Source organism: Salinivibrio sp. KP-1 (assembly GCF_000968645.1).
GTDB classification, from domain to species: domain Bacteria; phylum Pseudomonadota; class Gammaproteobacteria; order Enterobacterales; family Vibrionaceae; genus Salinivibrio; species Salinivibrio siamensis.
Genome location: NZ_LAQR01000045.1, coordinates 74,400 through 91,526, shown reverse-complemented (window position 1 = coordinate 91,526; position 17,127 = coordinate 74,400). Strand labels below are relative to the sequence as shown.

The following is a 17,127-nucleotide window of genomic DNA, read 5'->3' as shown; positions in this document are numbered from 1 at the left end:
GTGGCGTTTTTCATTGCAAGTTCACCACACGCCCACAACAAACGTTCCACCAGCCATATCATGCTGACGGTGCTTCTCTGTGCCCTACCCGGTTTGGCCGCACAGTGGTATTTCTTCGGCTGGGGCGTGCTGGTTCAATTAACCTTGGCGGTAATCACGGCATGGTCAACCGAAGCACTGGTCATGCGATTACGTCATCGCCCCGTGATGGCTTACCTTCGCGATAATAGCGCCCTACTCACGGCGTTTTTATTGGCCGTCGCGATCCCACCGATGGCGCCTTGGTGGGTGATCGTTATAGGTACCGCGTTTTCTATTATTGTTGCCAAGCATATCTATGGCGGATTAGGACAGAACCTCTTCAATCCAGCCATGGTTGGCTATGTGGTACTCCTCATCGCTTTTCCGGTGCAAATGACCACCTGGTTACCGCCCGAGAGTCTCGCCACCCATAGTTTGACCATTACCGATACCCTCGCGGCGATTTTTGGCGGCTATACCTTAGATGGTTTTAGCGTCAACCAATTGCGTATGACCGTGGATGGCGCCACCATGGCGACGCCTCTGGATACCATTAAAACTGCGCTCGCAGGCGGTCAAACCGTCAGTGAAGCCTTGCAACAGCCCATTTTCTCAGCGCTAGGCGGTAAAGGTTGGGCTTGGGTAAACACGCTTTACCTACTCGGTGGTTTGGTGCTTATCCAACGTGGCATTATCAATTGGCATATTCCTGTCGCGGTACTCGTCGCCTTGTTTGCTTGTTCATTACTCGGCCACTTGGTCGCACCGGATCAACTCGCGTCGCCCCTGATTCATTTGTTGTCTGGCGCGACCATGCTCGGGGCGTTTTTTATCGCCACCGATCCGGTGTCGGCCTCCACCACCGACCGTGGCCGGTTATGGTTTGGTGGCCTGATTGGGGTGTTGGTGTATTTAATCCGCACTTGGGGCGGCTACCCAGATGGTGTCGCGTTTGCGGTGATCATTGCCAACTTGTGCGTTCCATTGATTGATTATTACACCAAACCAAGAACGTATGGGCATGCCACAAACCGTGCGGAGAAGAAGTCAAAGTCATGATTGATACTATAAAAAAACATGGGGGCATTCTCGCTGTTGCTGCCCTCTTGTCGACAGCACTGGTGGCGGTCACTCACGCGCTAACTGAAGATACCATTAAAGAGCAGCAGCAAATCCAATTATCAAAGGCGCTCAATCAGGTGATCCCTGAAGACAGGCACGATAATCCGCTGCATCAAAGCTGCCGCCTTATCGAAAATAAGGATGCACTGGGCACCGATGACGCCCAGCCTTTTTATGTTGCCACCCTAGGCGGTGAGGTCAGTGCCGTTGCTATTCAAGCTATTGCCCCTAATGGCTACAATGGTGCCATTAAGGTATTAATTGGCATGGATGCGACCAACCATCAGGTGCTGGGTGTGCGGGTTCTCGAGCATAACGAAACCCCAGGACTGGGAGATAAGGTGAGCTTGCGGGTGTCAGATTGGATCCGTAGCTTTAGCGGCAAAACCGTCACCAGCGAAGACGATGCGCGTTGGGCGGTCAAAAAAGACGGCGGGCAGTTTGATCAGTTTACCGGCGCCACCATTACCCCGCGCGCGGTTGTCGGCGCCGTCAAAAAAGCGGCTTGGTTTGTGAGCCAACACCAAGACGCGCTGATCAACCAACCGGTTAATTGCGGAGGAGCGTCATGAACAGCGCCCACAAAGAGCTAATGAAAAATGGCTTATGGAGTAATAACCCAGCGTTTGTGCAGCTACTAGGTTTGTGCCCACTGTTGGCGGTATCCGCTACCGTCACCAATGCACTTGGCCTTGGGATCGCGACCTTGGCCGTACTCGTCGGCTCCAATTTGATTGTGTCACTGATTAGGGACTGGGTACCCAAAGAAGTGCGCATTCCTATTTTCGTGATGGTGATTGCTTCACTGGTGACCTGCGTGCAACTGGTCATGAATGCGTATGCTTACGGCCTTTATCAATCGCTCGGTATTTTTATCCCATTGATTGTCACCAACTGTATTATCATCGGCCGCGCCGAAGCCTTTGCCTCTAAAAACCCTGTCGGCTTGTCGGTGAGTGATGGTTTTTGGATGGGCACCGGTATGACAGTAGCCTTGGTGGTATTAGGGGCTATTCGCGAAATTATCGGCAATGGCACCTTGTTTGATGGTGCCGACCTCTTGCTCGGCGACTGGGCTGCCGCGCTTAGGATTGAGATTTTTCAATTCGACACCAAGTTTCTGTTAGCCATATTACCACCGGGCGCGTTTCTCGCGGTCGGCTTTCTTATCGCGTTGAAGAACATCATTGATACACATCTTGCCAGTAAAACAGAAAAAGACGACAAGCCGGTGATTGAGCGTGCACGGGTAACGGGTAATCAATGATCCACAGGATAGGGTAAATGAATAAAGAAAAACGACGACAAATTCTGGAGCGCCTGCGCGATAACAACCCGAATCCGCAAACGGAGCTCAATTGGTCAACCCCTTTCGAGTTATTGATCGCGGTGTTACTGTCTGCGCAAGCGACCGATGTGAGTGTCAATAAAGCCACCGATAAGCTGTATCCGGTGGCCAATACGCCCGAAGGGCTACTGGCATTGGGCGTGGATGGGGTGAAGTCATATATAAAAAATATTGGCTTATTCAATTCCAAAGCGGAAAACGTGATTAAAACCTGCCGCGCCTTGATTGAACAACACCATGGCGAGGTACCAGAAAGTAGAGAGGCGCTAGAAGCCCTGCCCGGCGTGGGACGCAAAACCGCCAATGTGGTACTCAACACCGCGTTTGGTTGGCCCACTATCGCCGTGGATACCCATATTTTTCGCGTGTCCAATCGTACCAAGTTCGCGATGGGTAAAAACGTCAATGACGTGGAAGAGAAACTGATCAAGGTGGTGCCTAAAGAATTTAAGGTCGATGTGCACCACTGGCTAATTCTGCATGGACGCTACACCTGCCTCGCACGAAAACCTCGCTGTGGCAGTTGCATCATTGAAGATTTATGTGAGTACAAAGAAAAAGTTTATCCAGATAGCTAACGCCGTCAACGGCGAGCACTGGCAAGCCAAAAAGGAGCAACGTCATGTCAAACGGCAGAATTCTACACACCATGATCCGCGTCGGTGATCTAGACCGTGCTATCAAGTTTTATACCGAAGTAATGGGAATGCGTTTGTTACGCACCAATGAAAACGAGCAGTACAAATATAGCTTGGCGTTTGTCGGCTATAGCGATGAATCAGAAGGCGCCGTGATTGAGCTGACCTACAACTGGGGCGAAAGCGAGTACGATCACGGTAACGCCTTTGGCCATATCGCGATCGGTGTGGATGATGTTTACGCGACCTGCGATCAAATTCGTCAAGCGGGCGGCAATATCACCCGCGAGCCAGGCCCTGTCAAAGGCGGTAGTACTGAAATCGCCTTCGTGACTGACCCTGATGGCTACAAATTGGAGCTTATCCAAAACAAAAGTGCTTCTGCGGGTCTGAACGGCTAACACAGCAAGACACGTCACAAAAATAAGCCCGGCATTCGATGCCGGGCTTTTTCGTGCTGTCTATGTTGTATCGGAGGCATACACTGTCTGTGATAACCTTGGTGGCTGTCGCCTATAACAAGGTTCTTCCTAACGAAATCACCACGCGGCGGTTTTTACTGCGCCCAATTGGGTCGTCGTTGTCAGCAATCGGACGGCGTTCGCCATAAGCCTCAACGGTAATCCGATCTTCAGGTAAGCCCAGCGAGGTAAAGTAGTCGCGCAATTTCTTCGCTCGTCGCTCGGACATTTGCTGATTGGCTTCACGGGTGCCACGCGCATCAGAGTAGGTCGCCACTAGCACCAAATCGATATCATCGCTGTAACGAACAAACTCGGCTATCTGCGTCAATCGTTGGCGGCTTGCTTTGGTCAACTCATCGCTGTTTTCTTGATAACGCAAGACGGTAAAGGAAATGTCCTCAAACGCATACGGCAATAACTTATTCAGACACCGGCTAAATTCATTATATGGCGCGCCAAATGCCACCGCCGATAACGCCACATCCACCTGTCGCTGCTGACGCTGCCAGTCTTTAAAGCTAAACGTGGGGAATCGTCCCGCCTCTAGCTCGCTCAGCATCGCCCAAGCCGTTTGACCGCCCACATAGCCATCAAATTGTTTGAAGAACTGGAGTTGGTCCATATAGCGTGCCGGCTCTCCGGGCATCCAGTCAGCGGGCATGGAAAGCAGTGACACCTGCGCGGTCTCACCCATGGGCCGCTGCATATCGAGTGAGAAATCGAGATTCATGTCCTTACTGGCTCGTGATGTGAACGATGCTTGCCCGTACCCTGGCACGTCATGCTCAAGACGGCACTCAATGGGCGTATCAATTGTCACGGTCCAGTTTGACTCCCCCAACGATGCCACGTATTGCTTGTTGGCAGACGCCTGGTTGGGCAAAAGAAGAGCAACACATGACACCACCACTGGGATAAAGTGCCATTTCATTAAATCAACAGGACAAAACGCCATTACAGACTCCGTACGTCGCGTGATTCTGTCTTCACGCACAGTTTACTGCTTTAAAGGTTGCGCGAGTCACCGCTGCTGCAGTGACCAAAACATGGCTTAGACAAAAACAAATGGTTATAAAGTTATCGACACGTTACACGCCGACTTTAGCTTAACGCCACTATTTGCGATAATCACCCTTTTCTTATTATTCGTAAAGTGACATCAGCATGAGCCAAGCAAGTGATCCAAATAGTCTCAAAGCCCGATTCCGTGGTTATTTCCCTGTCGTTGTCGACGTTGAGACAGCCGGCTTCAATGCCCAAACCGATGCACTGCTAGAGATTTGTGCTGTCACCTTAAAAATGGACGAGCAAGGCTGGTTATCGCCAGACAAAAAGCTGCACTTTCATGTCACCCCGTTTGAGGGCGCTAACCTTGAACCCGCCGCCCTAGAGTTCACCGGTATCCGTGACCCTTATAGCCCACTACGCGGCGCGGTTGATGAAGGCGAGGCCTTGCGGGAAATCTTTAAGCTTATCCGTAAAGAACAAAAAGCAGCGGAATGCCAACGCACCATTATGGTCGCCCACAACGCTAATTTCGATCACAGCTTTGTGATGGCCGCCGCCGAGCGGGCGCAATTAAAACGTAACCCGTTCCACCCTTTCGCCACCTTTGATACCGCCGCCCTGAGCGGACTGGCGCTCGGTCAAACAGTGTTGGCGAAAGCTTGCCAAACGGCGCAAATCCCGTTCGATAATAAAGAGGCGCACAGTGCGCTCTATGATACCGAGCGTACCGCTGAGCTATTCTGTGAAATCGTCAATCGTTGGAAACGCTTGGGCGGTTGGCCCCTGCCTTCCACCTCGGAGAGCACAGCGTCCCCCTCTACCTAATCACGCTGGTGTAAAGACCGTATACGCACAGTCAGGTCGGCAACAACGCAACCTTTGCGTTGCTACCGACCCTGCATGCTTGACGCCAAACGTGTTCACAAACCACAAAAAGTTCAGCTTATAGTTGTTAACAATTTGTTTGCGGTCACATTTTTGTGATCTTATTTTGGTCTTTATTTCGTTATCAGACTAACCACTATTAAACAGGCACATAAGGAGTGAGCGACAAAAAACGAGTGTGAAAATCACGTTAAATAGGGGCTGAGCATAGGTATAACTCAAATAGAGTATTTACTTAAAACAACTGATAGAAACATTGTCAGCCCAACCAGGTGAAATATTGTGTTACCCGTTTTGAAACCAACCTTTAACAAACGTGAAATTGGTGCCACTATTGAACCTGTAGAACATCCGACCACTTCTCACGCCCACGTAAGATGGGCACTGAAGCGGCGGCCCCAAAGAACAAGAAGCTAATTAACAAAGGAGTGAGGCGCGTTATGTCATCACTATTTAAGAAATCGCTAGTGGCAACCAGTTTATCTTTGTTAGCCGTGCAAGCACACAGTGCCGGCTTCCAAGTATCAGAAACCTCGGTATCCGGTTTGGGGCGTGCTTTTGCCGGTGAAGCCGCTATCGCAGATAATGCCGCAGTGGGCGCACGTAACGCCGCTGCCCTAACCCGCTTTAACACCACCGCTTTCTCGGGCGGCTTAACCATTATTGATCCTGATGTCCACGCGGATGTTGAAAGTGCCAGTAATGGTAGTACTAGCAAAGCAACCCTGGAAGCAGGAGGGTTTGCTACAGACGAAAACGATCTGGCTCCGACTGAGTACGTCCCTAACTTTCATTTGATTCAACCCCTAGATGATCGTCTTGTAGTTGGTTTTTCTGCCTTTTCCAACTTTGGACTATCAACGGAGTATTCTAAAGACTTCGCTGCTGGACCCGGAGCCGGTGATACTGCACTTGTCACCATGAACTTCAACCCCAATATTGCTTATGAAATCAATGATCAGTGGAGTATTGGCGCGGGCGTTAGTGCCATTTATGCAGACGCAGAATTAAATCGATTTGCTGGGGCTTCAGCATCGACCCTTAACTCTGCGCTTAGCGCGTACGGTACGTCTTTTACTAAAACAAGTCGGATTTCGCACCTTAAAGGGGATGGCTGGGGCTTTGGTTGGAACATCGGCACGCTGTGGGAAATCGATGAGAATAACCGTCTTGGGCTTTCCTATCGCTCTCAAACAGATATCACTCTTGAAGGTGACTATGAGGGTGTCTCAACTCTGGGTACCGGAACAGTGGGCCAAATCGATAAAGTGGGTGGCGAACTAGATCTGAATCTACCAGAAGTTATAGAGTTTTCTGGCTTCCACCAACTTAACCAGCAAATTGCAGTGCATTACAGTGCTATGTATGTAGGCTGGGACAGCTTCCAAGAGTTGAAAGCTACCAGTGAACAATGTAACGACCAAATCAATAGCGTTGATAATCAGTGTCTACAAAAAGACGAAAACTGGGATAACAGCTGGCGTTATGCACTGGGTGCCACCTATACCATGGACGATCACTGGGCATTCCGTGCCGGTTATGCATACGATGAAAGTCCAGTGGATGCCGAAGATCGCACACTCAGCATCCCTGACTCTGACCGTCACTGGTGGAGCCTGGGTACGACCTACACTGCGAATGAGAACCTCTCTGTTGACGCGGGTTTCGCTTACCTAGATGGCGACCAAGTTGACGGCACTGAAGACGGGTTTGCGTTCTCAGCCGGTGGCGATGCGTACATCTATGGTTTGCAGCTGAACTACTTGTTCTAATCCCGACTGCTTAACCTAAACCCAAAGAGCCGGCCTATTAAGGCCGGCTTTTTTCGATCTATGTTCCGACCTGAATGACATTAGAAGCGATGGCTGGCCGCTATGATGGAATAACGCGACCAAGCCCCGCACACAGACATGCCGTGAACCCATCCCTGGGGGCGCCGCCGCGCCCTTTTTGCCTACTTTACTGGTCGCGACTTTCAGCAACACTGACAAGCATGAAAGAAAGTAACCAAAAAAAACCGATTACCCCTCGACACGGACAAAATTTTGCGCAAACTGGGTAGCTTAATTACAAAACCATAGATAATTACTGCAGTGAAGCTGCAGTCATCACACCCATAACAGGAATGTTTAATGAACCCGGTAGTCATTTCAGTCTGCGTCATGCTGGCATTGGCGCTTATGCGTGTAAATGTCGTTGTCGCGCTCACGTTCAGCGCCGTCCTTGGCGGCTTGGTCGGTGGCCTTAGTATTTCCGACACCATTAGTGCCTTTGAGGGCGGACTGGGTGGCGGTGCCACCATTGCCCTGAGCTATGCGATGCTCGGCACCTTTGCCGTCGCTATCAGCCGTTCTGGGATCACGGATGTGCTTGCGCACTCGGTGATCCGCAAGTTAAACGCGCGTCCAACCGATGCCAACACCGCCACCTTTAAATATGTTGTTTTAGTCCTTTTAGGCCTGTTAGCAATTTCGTCGCAAAATGCGATTCCGGTCCACATTGCCTTTATCCCTATTGTTATCCCCCCACTATTGCATGTGTTCCAACGCTTAAAGCTCGACCGTCGTCTGGTCGCCTGTGTACTCACCTTTGGCTTAATCATGCCGTATATGGTGTTACCGGTCGGCTTTGGCGGCATCTTTTTGAACAACATTTTGCTCAAAAACCTCAATGACAATGGCTTAGATGTGGTCGCGAGCCAGGTTCCTACAGCCATGTTATTGCCTGCAGCGGGTATGGTGGTTGGCCTGTTGATCGCCACCTTTATTAGCTACCGTCAGCCGCGCCAATACAGTGAAAAAGACGTCTTGAGCGCTGAGCCGGAAAACCAAGGCATTCAATCGCGCAACTTGTGGGTCGCCGCGATTGCCATTGTCGCCGCATTAAGCGTGCAACTAATGGCAGGCTCAATGATTGTGGGCTCGTTGGCTGGTTTTATGGTGTTTACCTTTGGTGGCGTGATCCGCTGGAAAGACACCCAGGATGTGTTTACCAAAGGGGTGCACATGATGGCGATGATTGGCTTTATTATGATCACCGCCGCGGGCTTTGCTGCCGTCATGAAAGCCACGGGGGGCGTCGAATCCTTGGTCGCGTCCCTATCGGGGTCAATTGGTGAGAACAAGCCGCTTGCAGCCTTTTTGATGTTAGTGGTGGGGCTTTTGGTCACCATGGGGATCGGCTCGTCATTCTCAACCATTCCCATTATTGCCACTATTTATGTCCCCCTCTCACTGGCATTTGGTTTTTCACCGATGGCGACAATTGCCCTGGTAGGCACGGCAGCCGCATTGGGCGACGCGGGCTCACCGGCATCTGACTCCACCTTGGGTCCCACATCGGGGCTGAATGCCGACGGTCAGCACGAGCATATTTGGGATACTGTGGTGCCCACCTTTATTCACTACAACTTGCCATTAATTGCGTTTGGCTGGCTCGCGGCCATGGTGCTCTAAGCGGATACGCTAAACAAACGTCACGCACAATGTCAGACATAGATGAATACAAAAAAGCCACGTCTTGGACGTGGCTTTTCAATGTTTGTCACATCAATAACCGCGTTATTCGTTGTCACTCGCATCACGGCGCTCAGCCGCTTCTTTGACCAATGGCTGTAGCTCACCTTTTTGGAACATTTCCAGAATGATGTCACAACCGCCGACCAATTCACCTTCAATCCAAAGTTGTGGGAAGGTCGGCCACTGCGCGTATACAGGCAGCTCTGCGCGGATATCTGGGTTTTGTAAGACATCCACATAAGCAAACTTCTCGCCACACGACATAAGCGCTTGAGAGGCTTGTGAAGAAAAACCACAGCTTGGCAGTTTTGGCGACCCTTTCATGTAAAGCAGAATCGCATTTTCTTCGATTTGCTGCTTGATTTTGTCCGTTGTTTCCATTGCTTCCTCGAACACTGTCTGTGAATCTTGCCTTGATTCTACTGGTTAACAAGCCGGAAAAAAATGCCTAAATCTTTTGTGGGATTAGGCATAAAAATTTTACTGCGATCCTTTTAATAAAGTAAAAACTTGCTAAACTACACTCAGCAAAACGAAAATAGTAGCCACACCCGATGCTTAGGTGGTGAGTTGTTGATGTGATCATTGATGACAAACGACACGCTTGAGCGGCCGGTGATGGACTACAGGAAGCACTCTCACGATAAAAACGGAGATATAAGCAATGTCATTCCAACTACCTGAACTCCCTTTCGCAAAAGATGCGCTAGAGCCACATATCTCAAAAGAGACGCTGGACTATCACTATGACAAGCACCACAACACCTATGTGGTGAAGCTTAATGGTCTGATTGAAGGTACTGACTTTGAAGGTAAATCACTGGAAGAGATCATCAAAACCTCTTCAGGCGGTGTATTTAACAATGCTGCGCAAGTGTGGAACCACACCTTCTACTGGCACTGCCTAAGCCCTAACGGTGGCGGCGAGCCTACTGGTGACGTTGCAGAGGCAATCACTAAAGCCTTTGGCTCTTTTGACGAGTTTAAAACTCAGTTCACCAACGCCGCGGTCACTAACTTCGGCTCAGGCTGGACGTGGCTGGTGAAAAAAGCAGATGGTTCAGTGGCGATCGTCAACACATCAAACGCTGAAACCCCACTGACTCACGACGGTGAAACGCCACTACTGACCGTGGACGTGTGGGAGCACGCTTACTACATCGACTATCGCAACGTGCGTCCAGACTATCTGGCTGCTTTCTGGAAGTTGGTCAACTGGGACTTTGTGGCGAAAAATTTCGCAGGCTAAGTCAGCTTACGAAAAAGTATGAAGTTAAGGGGGCGTCTATCGCCTCCTTTTTTATGCACGCTTGATACGCTAGGACTAAGCGATACAGAACATCGGACACAAAAAAGCCGCCAACTCCGTTGACGGCTTAATATGGCTATTACACGGCCATTAGCCTTGCTCTTTTTCCGACAAGATAATACGCAACGTACGACGTAGAGGCTCTGCCGCGCCCCACAGCAGCTGGTCACCCACGGTAAAGGCATTAAGGAAATCGTCCCCCATGGCCAGTTTACGCAAACGACCCACAGGCACAGACATGGTGCCTGTCACCTTCGCCGGGCTCAGATCGGTCATGGTCACATCGCGCTCATTAGGGACAACACTGACCCAGTCGTTATGAGATGCAATCATGTCTTCAATTTCATCCATTGGCACTGCTTTTTTCAGCTTAATGGTCAATGCCTGGCTATGACAGCGCATCGCTCCCACACGGACGCACGTACCGTCGATAGGGATTGGGTTATTGTCTAACCCCAAGATTTTATTGGTTTCAACCGAGGCTTTCCACTCTTCCTTGCTCTGACCATTTTCGCGCTTCACGTCAATCCAAGGGATCAGTGAACCGGCAAGCGGCACGCCAAAGTTGTCACTTGGGAAGTCACTCGAGCGCATGGTTTGCGCAACTTTGCGGTCAATGTCCAAGATAGAAGTGGCAGGGCTGGCCAAATCAGTGTTGACAGCATCATTAATCACGCCCATTTGGCTGATCAGCTCGCGCATGTGCTTGGCGCCTGAGCCTGACGCAGCTTGATAAGTCTGGGCGGTCATCCACTCGACTAGGCCATTTTGGTATAGGCCACCCAAGCCCATCAGCATCAAACTCACGGTGCAGTTACCACCAACAAAGGTGCGCGTACCTTTATGAATTCCCGCTTGGATTTGTTTGAAGTTAATCGGATCCAAGGTGATGATACTATCATCTGCCATTCGTAATGATGACGCCGCATCAATCCAATAGCCTTTCCAACCTGATTCACGCAGCTTTGCGTAAACATCGTTGGTATAATCTCCGCCTTGGCAGGTGATAATAGCATCGAGGGTTTTTAGCATCTCAATGTCGTAAGCGTCTTTTAGAGTGCCCGCATCCTTACCGTAGTTCGGAGCGTCAATCCCAACCTGAGACGTACTAAAAAACACAGGTTCGATATGGTCGAAATCTTTTTCTTCCACCATACGCTGCATCAGCACAGATCCCACCATGCCACGCCAGCCAACTAAACCTACTCGCATCATAATTTTCACACTCCATGTTGTGTGACCGTCGTTTAAAGTTCGACAGTCAGTGAAAAAACGTTTTTGATACTAACACGTCTTTTCACAGTCGTCAGGTTAGCCCCTTTTTCTGCTCAATTATCCACCATTTTTTAACCGTTCCATCACTGGTACCCACCTTGATTTAACGTACATACGCCGACAAACACCGCCTCCAGACACATAAAAATCATCAATATAAAACAGACAATTAACCTTAAAACCACAATTAAACAACATCTGACAATTGCAATTAACCTCGCTCGCGTTCGACTCACATAAGCGACAAAAATGTTTCCCATCTCATTGTTCTGTTAGCTAGAGTATGACGCCTCACAAATGGAACAAAGGATACTGACACACGGACAGTGATGTGAGTTTGGTTGTTGCTAGTTGCATCGCTAAATGGCGCAGGGAGTAGTCGCGCAATCACAGACGATCCACCTTCCGATAATGATATTGATACGTTCGCCCTATCGGTTGTCACCGAGTGCGACGTGAAGAAGGTTCAGTTATGACAACACATCAAATTCGATTACCATCCATCGTTCAGGTCATTCTGGCGCTTGGTGCATTTTTGGCGCTCGCGTTTTCGTTTACCGCAAAACTCGATTTACCTATCCAACTGGCATTATTTATTGGCTGGTTTGTGATCATGGGCTTGGGGCTCAAATTAGGCCACCAATACAAAGACCTTGAATCGGCAGCAACCAAAGGTATTTCCAACGGTCTTGGGGCGGTGTTAATCCTCCTGTCGGTGGGCGCTCTCGTGGGTACCTGGATTGCAGGCGGCATTGTCCCCACCATCATTTATTATGGTCTGAAAGCTATCCACCCTTCTATCTTCCTTTTAGCGACCATGTTGATTTGCTCATTAACCGCTTTGGCGACAGGAACCTCTTGGGGCGCAGCCGGTACCGCGGGGATTGCAATGATGGGCATTGGTCAAGGCCTAGGCATTCCAGCGCCAATGACTGCGGGTGCGGTGCTGTCAGGGTGTTATTTCGGCGACAAAATGTCTCCGCTGTCTGATTCGGTGATCCTGGCATCATCGATGTCAGGGGTGGAAATTGTCGAGCATATTAAAGGCATGCTTCCGATTGCGCTTATCAGCTACATCATTACCGGCATTCTGTTTACCCTTGTTGGCTGGCACTATGCCGGCAATGTGGATATGAGCCAGGTAGAAATGGTGAAACAAGCGATGCAAGATCAGTTTGTCATCACCCCGATGTCATTTATTCCTGTCCTCATTGTCCTTGCCCTGCTCGCCATGCGCCTTCCATCCTTCCCGGTGATCAGCTTTGGCTCGTTACTGGGCGTGGTGTGGGCAGTCATGCTGCAAGACATGGCCCCTGTTGCGGCGATTAATACCGCCTGGGCCCCCTTCTCTGTCGCGTCAGGGGTGGATTTCATTGATGCCATTCTCAATCGCGGCGGTATGTCATCCATGCTTGGTTCTGTGGCCGTGATTGTGTTTGGTCTCGGTTTCGGTGGCTTGTTGGAAAAAGTGGGCGTACTCCATACCATCGCTAATCTCTTTGAGCGCCGCGTCAATAGTGCTGGAAGCTTGGCCACCTCAACCATTGGTACTGCCTTTATGGGGAACATTTTTGGCTCAGCGATGTATGTATCACTGATCTTAACCCCCAAAATCTGTGCGAAAAACTACGACCGCTTGGGTTATCAGCGCAAGAACTTATCCCGTAACGCCGAGTTCGGTGGCACACTGACATCTGGGATGGTGCCTTGGAGTGACAATGGTATCTACATGGCAAGCATCTTGGGTGTCGCGACCTTGTCGTATGCGCCGTTTATGTGGCTAAGCTTTGTTTGTATCGCTGTAACTATTGTGACTAGCTACATGGGTTGGTTTGTCGACAAAGTCGAGCCAGCACAGAACGCGCACACTGACGACGCAGCGACCCTAGACGCCGCGCCCGAGCGCGCATAAAAACGCAGATCACATATTGTGGTCAATGCGTCGCTAAGCGAAGTAAAGAAAAAGCGGGACACCATCAGGTGTTCCGCTTTTTATCATATAGATCACACTGACCCAGCCATGGTCAATGGTCTAGACGCTAGTCATCATCTCGGTTCGATAAACGACGCTGAAGCTGGTCGCGCAAGTTCGGCGGCGTGCCTTTAATGGTCAGCGTATCTGTCTCTGGATCATAAAACACACGCTCTCCTAACAGCATGGCGTCAAAGTTGACCGACAAACCACCACCAGCTCCGACAAACTTGGTGAGCTTTCGCATCGTGGTTCTATCAGCCGGGAACTGCGCTTCAAGTTCATATCCTTGCTGGTTAGCGTACTGATAAAAGTCAGTGCCGTCAGGCGTCGCTGGCAGTTCACCGGCCAGCTCTTTCACCACCACCTCATCGCCCGCTTTAAGCTGATCATTGCAATAATCAAACACTTGCTTACGGGTATTATGCTTTTCTTCCTTGTCGAGGCGGGCATCGTCGCAGTAGTCTTCTACCGCTTGCATCAGCACCTGATTTTGCTGCTTACTATCCATTCCCACTTCCGCTTGCAGAAAGTCGAGGAAGAAATCAGCGACTTTGCGCCCCACGCGGCCTTTGATAAAGGAAAGATAGCGATTTGATTCGGCATCTGTCTCCCACGTCGATAGGTCAATGCGCGCAGCGATATCCATCTTGCTCACATCGAGATACTCGGTGGCATTCACCTCCAGTTCATCAGTGACACGTAAACTGTGCTTCGACTCGAGCACGCCGATAAACAGATAGTCCGTCGCGAGCGCTCGATAGTGCGCCATCACCAGGGTTCCGTTGTCGGCAAAAGGGTATTTCGCTAATTCAGCGCGCAAGCGCTCCACCGCTTTTTCGGATAACGCTTGAAAGTCGAGCGTATCGGCGCGATAGGCCTTTAACCACTGCTGGAAGTCACTCTCGGTGTCAAACAAAGCAAACCCTTTGCCTGCTTTTGCATGATAAACCCGATGAATGTCTCCCATCAGGTTTTCCGTCTGCTCGGTGAGCGGCAACGGGCCGTCTCGAAGGTGAACGTTAAGCGAATCATCATCTTGCTTAACGATTTGATGCAATATTACGTTAGAAAGCGTGAGGGTCATGATTGAAAAGATTTTCAGTAAGACTAAAGTGTGAGTTATTATACGCTGCTTTGGTTTTAAGAAGAAAAGACGAATTTATGCCTGTAACTTCAAAATATGACGACGAGCAAGTGGAACGTATTATCAGCGATGTTGTCAACGTGTTAGAACAACACGATGCCTCTACGGATTTATCGCTGATGGTGATCGGGAATGTCGCCACTAACATCCTTAATCACAATATTCCTGCCGCCCAACGCCAGGCATTTGCCGACAAGTTTGCCCAGGCATTAATGGCATCCATCGATAAGCAATAATGCAAAAAGCAGCAGTCGCTAATAAGAGAAGAATAAATTTGTATGGTTGATAGCGGAACATCGTATCGTGACAAAGTATCCCAGCTAATCAGTTGGGGGCATTGGTTTAGCTTTTTTAACATCATTGCCGCTATGTTGCTGGGCACGCGCTACATCAGCCAATCAGGATGGCCTGAAACGCTATTAGGGCAAAGCTACTTGGTGTTCAACTGGGTTGGGCACTTTGGCTTTCTGGTGTTTGCGCTTTATATTCTGATTATTTTCCCGGCCAGTTTTCTTATCCCCTCCCAGCGGTTAATGCGGCTGTTTGCCGTACTGGTTGCCACCATTGGGATGATGGTGCTGCTGCTTGATATTTACGCTTACCAAACCCTGCACCTTCACCTTAACCCATTGGTGTGGGAGCTGCTGTTAAGTGGCGAAAAAACCGATATGAATGCGCATTGGCAGTACTTGTTTATTGCCGTGCCTGCTATTTTTATCTTAGAGCTGATTATTGCTGAATGGGTGTGGCGCAAACTGCGTAAACTGACGCGTAAACGTATCGGTATCCCCGTGGCTGCCGTCTTTGCGCTTTGCTTTATCTCTAGCCACCTTATCCATATTTGGGCGGATGCCTTCATATACAGCCCGGTCACCGCACAGCGCTCTACCTTCCCGGTCTCCTATCCGATGACCGCGAAAACCTTTATGGAAAAGTACGGCTTGCTCGACAGGCAAGAGTATCAACGTTTGCGCGAACAGCGTGGGCAGGAAACCAGCGAAGTGATCCGCTACCCTCTCAAACCACTTGCGTTCGCCCCGGATGCCAACAAGTATCAGAAAAATTTACTGATGGTGATGGTAGAGGGGCTGCGTGCGGACATGGTAAACCCGGTAACCATGCCTCACCTCCAGCAGTTTGCCAATCAAAACCTGTGGTTTAAAAATCACTTTAGCAGCAGTAATGATGACATGGCGGGGTTGTTTGGCTTTTTCTACGGCTTGCCTGGCAGTTATGCGCAAAGTGCCCGTACCGAAGGACTGCGCCCCGTACTGATAGAAACACTCAAACAGCGAGACTATCAATGGGGATTGTTTAGTGGCGATCATTTTGCCAACCCCATTTATTATCAAAGCATTTTCAGCCAAGCGCTTGAACGCGACAGCCAATCGGATCAACCCGCTTGGCAGGCGGACGCCAACGCGGTTGCCTCGATGCGCAACTGGCTGGCGCACCGCGAAACCGACAAGCCATGGTTTGGTTACCTGGAATTGGCAACGGTGAATGAATACGAGCAAGGTGGGGACTACCCACAGCCTTTTCAGCCGGCGCTTGACAGTGCCATGGCAGGGGTCGATACCCAGACAAGCTTGGTACTAAAAAACAGTTATAATAACGCCGCACATTACGTTGACGAGCAGCTTGGCCGCTTGCTTGAGCACCTAGACCAGTCAGGGCAGCTGGACAACACCGTGGTGATGATCACCGCTAATCACGGAATGGAGTTTAACGAAACCGGACTCAACAGCTGGGGATCAAACTCAAACTACAGCCGATATCAGTTACAAGTCCCTATGATTATGCATTGGCCCAACCAAGATGCGGAGCAAATTGCGCATTACAGCAGCCACCTAGATGTGGCTCCTACATTGATGGAGTCAATGCTATCGGTCAGCTCTCCGGCGGAGACGTATAGCAGTGGAACCAACTTGTTCGAGCTTAAAAACCGTCCACGCAAGTGGGTGCTTGCTGGCGATAGCCGAGATATCGTGGTGGTACAACCGCAAAAAACCACTGTGGTGGATAAGTTTGGCAACTATAAGGTGTTTGATAAGCACTACACCCCGCTGCCAGAGGGGAAACCGCAGTTGTCACTGCTGATGCAAGTGATGCATGAACTGAAACGCTTTTATTATCCCGAAGAGCCGTCGTCGTGATTAGCAAGGCGCAGAGGAACACGTCACTTCGCCACGCTATGTTGACGCTTTAATAGCCAAACGGTTGAAAAACCGAAAAACAATCCCCCTTGGCAATTGACACCCACTAGGCCGATTCGTAATATAGCGCTTAGTCGGTCTGTAGCGCAGCCTGGTAGCGCACTGTCATGGGGTGTCAGGGGTCGCTGGTTCAAATCCAGTCAGACCGACCAATATTTAAGCCCACCGTTCATCGAACGGTGGGCTTTTTCGTACGCGGCTTTT

Annotated in this window: 16 protein-coding genes and 1 tRNA gene; 13 read left to right on the top strand and 4 right to left on the bottom strand. The window is 50.0% G+C overall.

The annotated features are described in order from the left end of the window. From rsxD to gloA, 5 genes are read left to right on the top strand one after another with little or no spacing between them, the layout of a single operon-like run. Entirely contained in the window at positions 1–1,080 is a 1,080-nt protein-coding gene (gene rsxD, locus WN56_RS12435; protein ID WP_046075312.1) for an electron transport complex subunit RsxD, read from the top strand. Beyond that, on the top strand, positions 1,077–1,715 hold the full coding sequence (rsxG, locus tag WN56_RS12430; protein WP_046075311.1) for an electron transport complex subunit RsxG: 639 nt from the start codon (positions 1,077–1,079) through the stop codon (positions 1,713–1,715). The genes rsxD and rsxG overlap by 4 nt, the downstream gene beginning before the upstream one ends. Further along, entirely contained in the window at positions 1,712–2,410 is a 699-nt protein-coding gene (locus tag WN56_RS12425; protein ID WP_046075310.1) for an electron transport complex subunit E, read from the top strand. The genes rsxG and WN56_RS12425 overlap by 4 nt, the downstream gene beginning before the upstream one ends. A 17-nt stretch (positions 2,411–2,427) precedes the next feature. Next, positions 2,428–3,069, top strand: coding sequence for an endonuclease III (gene nth, locus WN56_RS12420; protein ID WP_046075309.1), 642 nt, complete (start codon positions 2,428–2,430; stop codon positions 3,067–3,069). Positions 3,070–3,113: 44 nt separating this feature from the next. Further along, positions 3,114–3,530, top strand: a complete 417-nt coding sequence (gene gloA / locus WN56_RS12415) for a lactoylglutathione lyase (protein WP_046075308.1) — start codon at positions 3,114–3,116, stop codon at positions 3,528–3,530. A gap of 112 nt (positions 3,531–3,642) precedes the next feature. Here gloA and WN56_RS12410 read toward each other — a convergent pair whose 3' ends face one another. Further along, a complete protein-coding gene (locus WN56_RS12410; protein ID WP_046075466.1) occupies positions 3,643–4,524 on the bottom strand; it encodes an OmpA family protein in 882 nt (293 codons plus the stop codon). A 233-nt stretch (positions 4,525–4,757) separates the two neighbouring features. On the opposite strand from WN56_RS12410, the gene rnt reads away from it, so the two are divergent. From rnt to WN56_RS12395, 3 genes are all read left to right on the top strand, one after another. After that, positions 4,758–5,426: a ribonuclease T gene (rnt, locus tag WN56_RS12405; RefSeq protein ID WP_046075307.1), complete on the top strand. Its 669-nt coding sequence runs from the start codon at positions 4,758–4,760 to the stop codon at positions 5,424–5,426. Positions 5,427–5,926: 500 nt separating this feature from the next. Beyond that, positions 5,927–7,258, top strand: a complete 1,332-nt coding sequence (locus tag WN56_RS12400; RefSeq protein ID WP_046075306.1) for an outer membrane protein transport protein — start codon at positions 5,927–5,929, stop codon at positions 7,256–7,258. Between the two features lie 360 nt (positions 7,259–7,618). After that, positions 7,619–8,941: a Na+/H+ antiporter family protein gene (locus tag WN56_RS12395; protein WP_046075305.1), complete on the top strand. Its 1,323-nt coding sequence runs from the start codon at positions 7,619–7,621 to the stop codon at positions 8,939–8,941. 105 nt (positions 8,942–9,046) lie between these two features. On the opposite strand, the gene grxD is transcribed toward WN56_RS12395, so the two are convergent. After that, positions 9,047–9,385 (bottom strand): Grx4 family monothiol glutaredoxin, encoded by a 339-nt coding sequence (grxD, locus tag WN56_RS12390; protein ID WP_046075304.1) that lies wholly within the window; start codon positions 9,383–9,385, stop codon positions 9,047–9,049. Positions 9,386–9,668: 283 nt separating this feature from the next. Between grxD and sodB the strand changes: the two genes are divergently transcribed. Beyond that, positions 9,669–10,253 carry a superoxide dismutase [Fe] gene (gene sodB, locus WN56_RS12385; protein WP_046075303.1) on the top strand — a complete coding sequence of 195 codons (585 nt, stop codon included), beginning with the start codon at positions 9,669–9,671 and terminating at the stop codon, positions 10,251–10,253. Positions 10,254–10,403: 150 nt separating this feature from the next. Here the strand turns inward: sodB and asd are convergent, their stop codons facing one another. Beyond that, on the bottom strand, positions 10,404–11,525 hold the full coding sequence (gene asd / locus WN56_RS12380) for an aspartate-semialdehyde dehydrogenase (RefSeq protein WP_102505349.1): 1,122 nt from the start codon (positions 11,523–11,525) through the stop codon (positions 10,404–10,406). Positions 11,526–12,060: 535 nt separating this feature from the next. Here asd and nhaC point away from each other — a divergent pair. Then, on the top strand, positions 12,061–13,500 hold the full coding sequence (nhaC, locus tag WN56_RS12375; protein WP_046075301.1) for a Na+/H+ antiporter NhaC: 1,440 nt from the start codon (positions 12,061–12,063) through the stop codon (positions 13,498–13,500). A gap of 127 nt (positions 13,501–13,627) precedes the next feature. On the opposite strand, the gene yejK is transcribed toward nhaC, so the two are convergent. Beyond that, positions 13,628–14,647 (bottom strand): nucleoid-associated protein YejK, encoded by a 1,020-nt coding sequence (gene yejK / locus WN56_RS12370; protein ID WP_046075300.1) that lies wholly within the window; start codon positions 14,645–14,647, stop codon positions 13,628–13,630. A gap of 77 nt (positions 14,648–14,724) precedes the next feature. Here yejK and WN56_RS12365 point away from each other — a divergent pair, with 77 nt between their 5' ends. The 3 genes from WN56_RS12365 (at position 14,725) to WN56_RS12355 (ending at position 17,075) form a co-directional block, all read left to right on the top strand. Then, positions 14,725–14,943: a YejL family protein gene (locus WN56_RS12365; RefSeq protein WP_046075299.1), complete on the top strand. Its 219-nt coding sequence runs from the start codon at positions 14,725–14,727 to the stop codon at positions 14,941–14,943. A 42-nt stretch (positions 14,944–14,985) separates the two neighbouring features. Next, positions 14,986–16,863 (top strand): DUF3413 domain-containing protein, encoded by a 1,878-nt coding sequence (locus WN56_RS12360; RefSeq protein WP_046075298.1) that lies wholly within the window; start codon positions 14,986–14,988, stop codon positions 16,861–16,863. A 135-nt stretch (positions 16,864–16,998) separates the two neighbouring features. Next, positions 16,999–17,075: transfer RNA gene (locus WN56_RS12355), tRNA-Pro, on the top strand. Positions 17,076–17,127 lie beyond the last annotated feature (52 nt).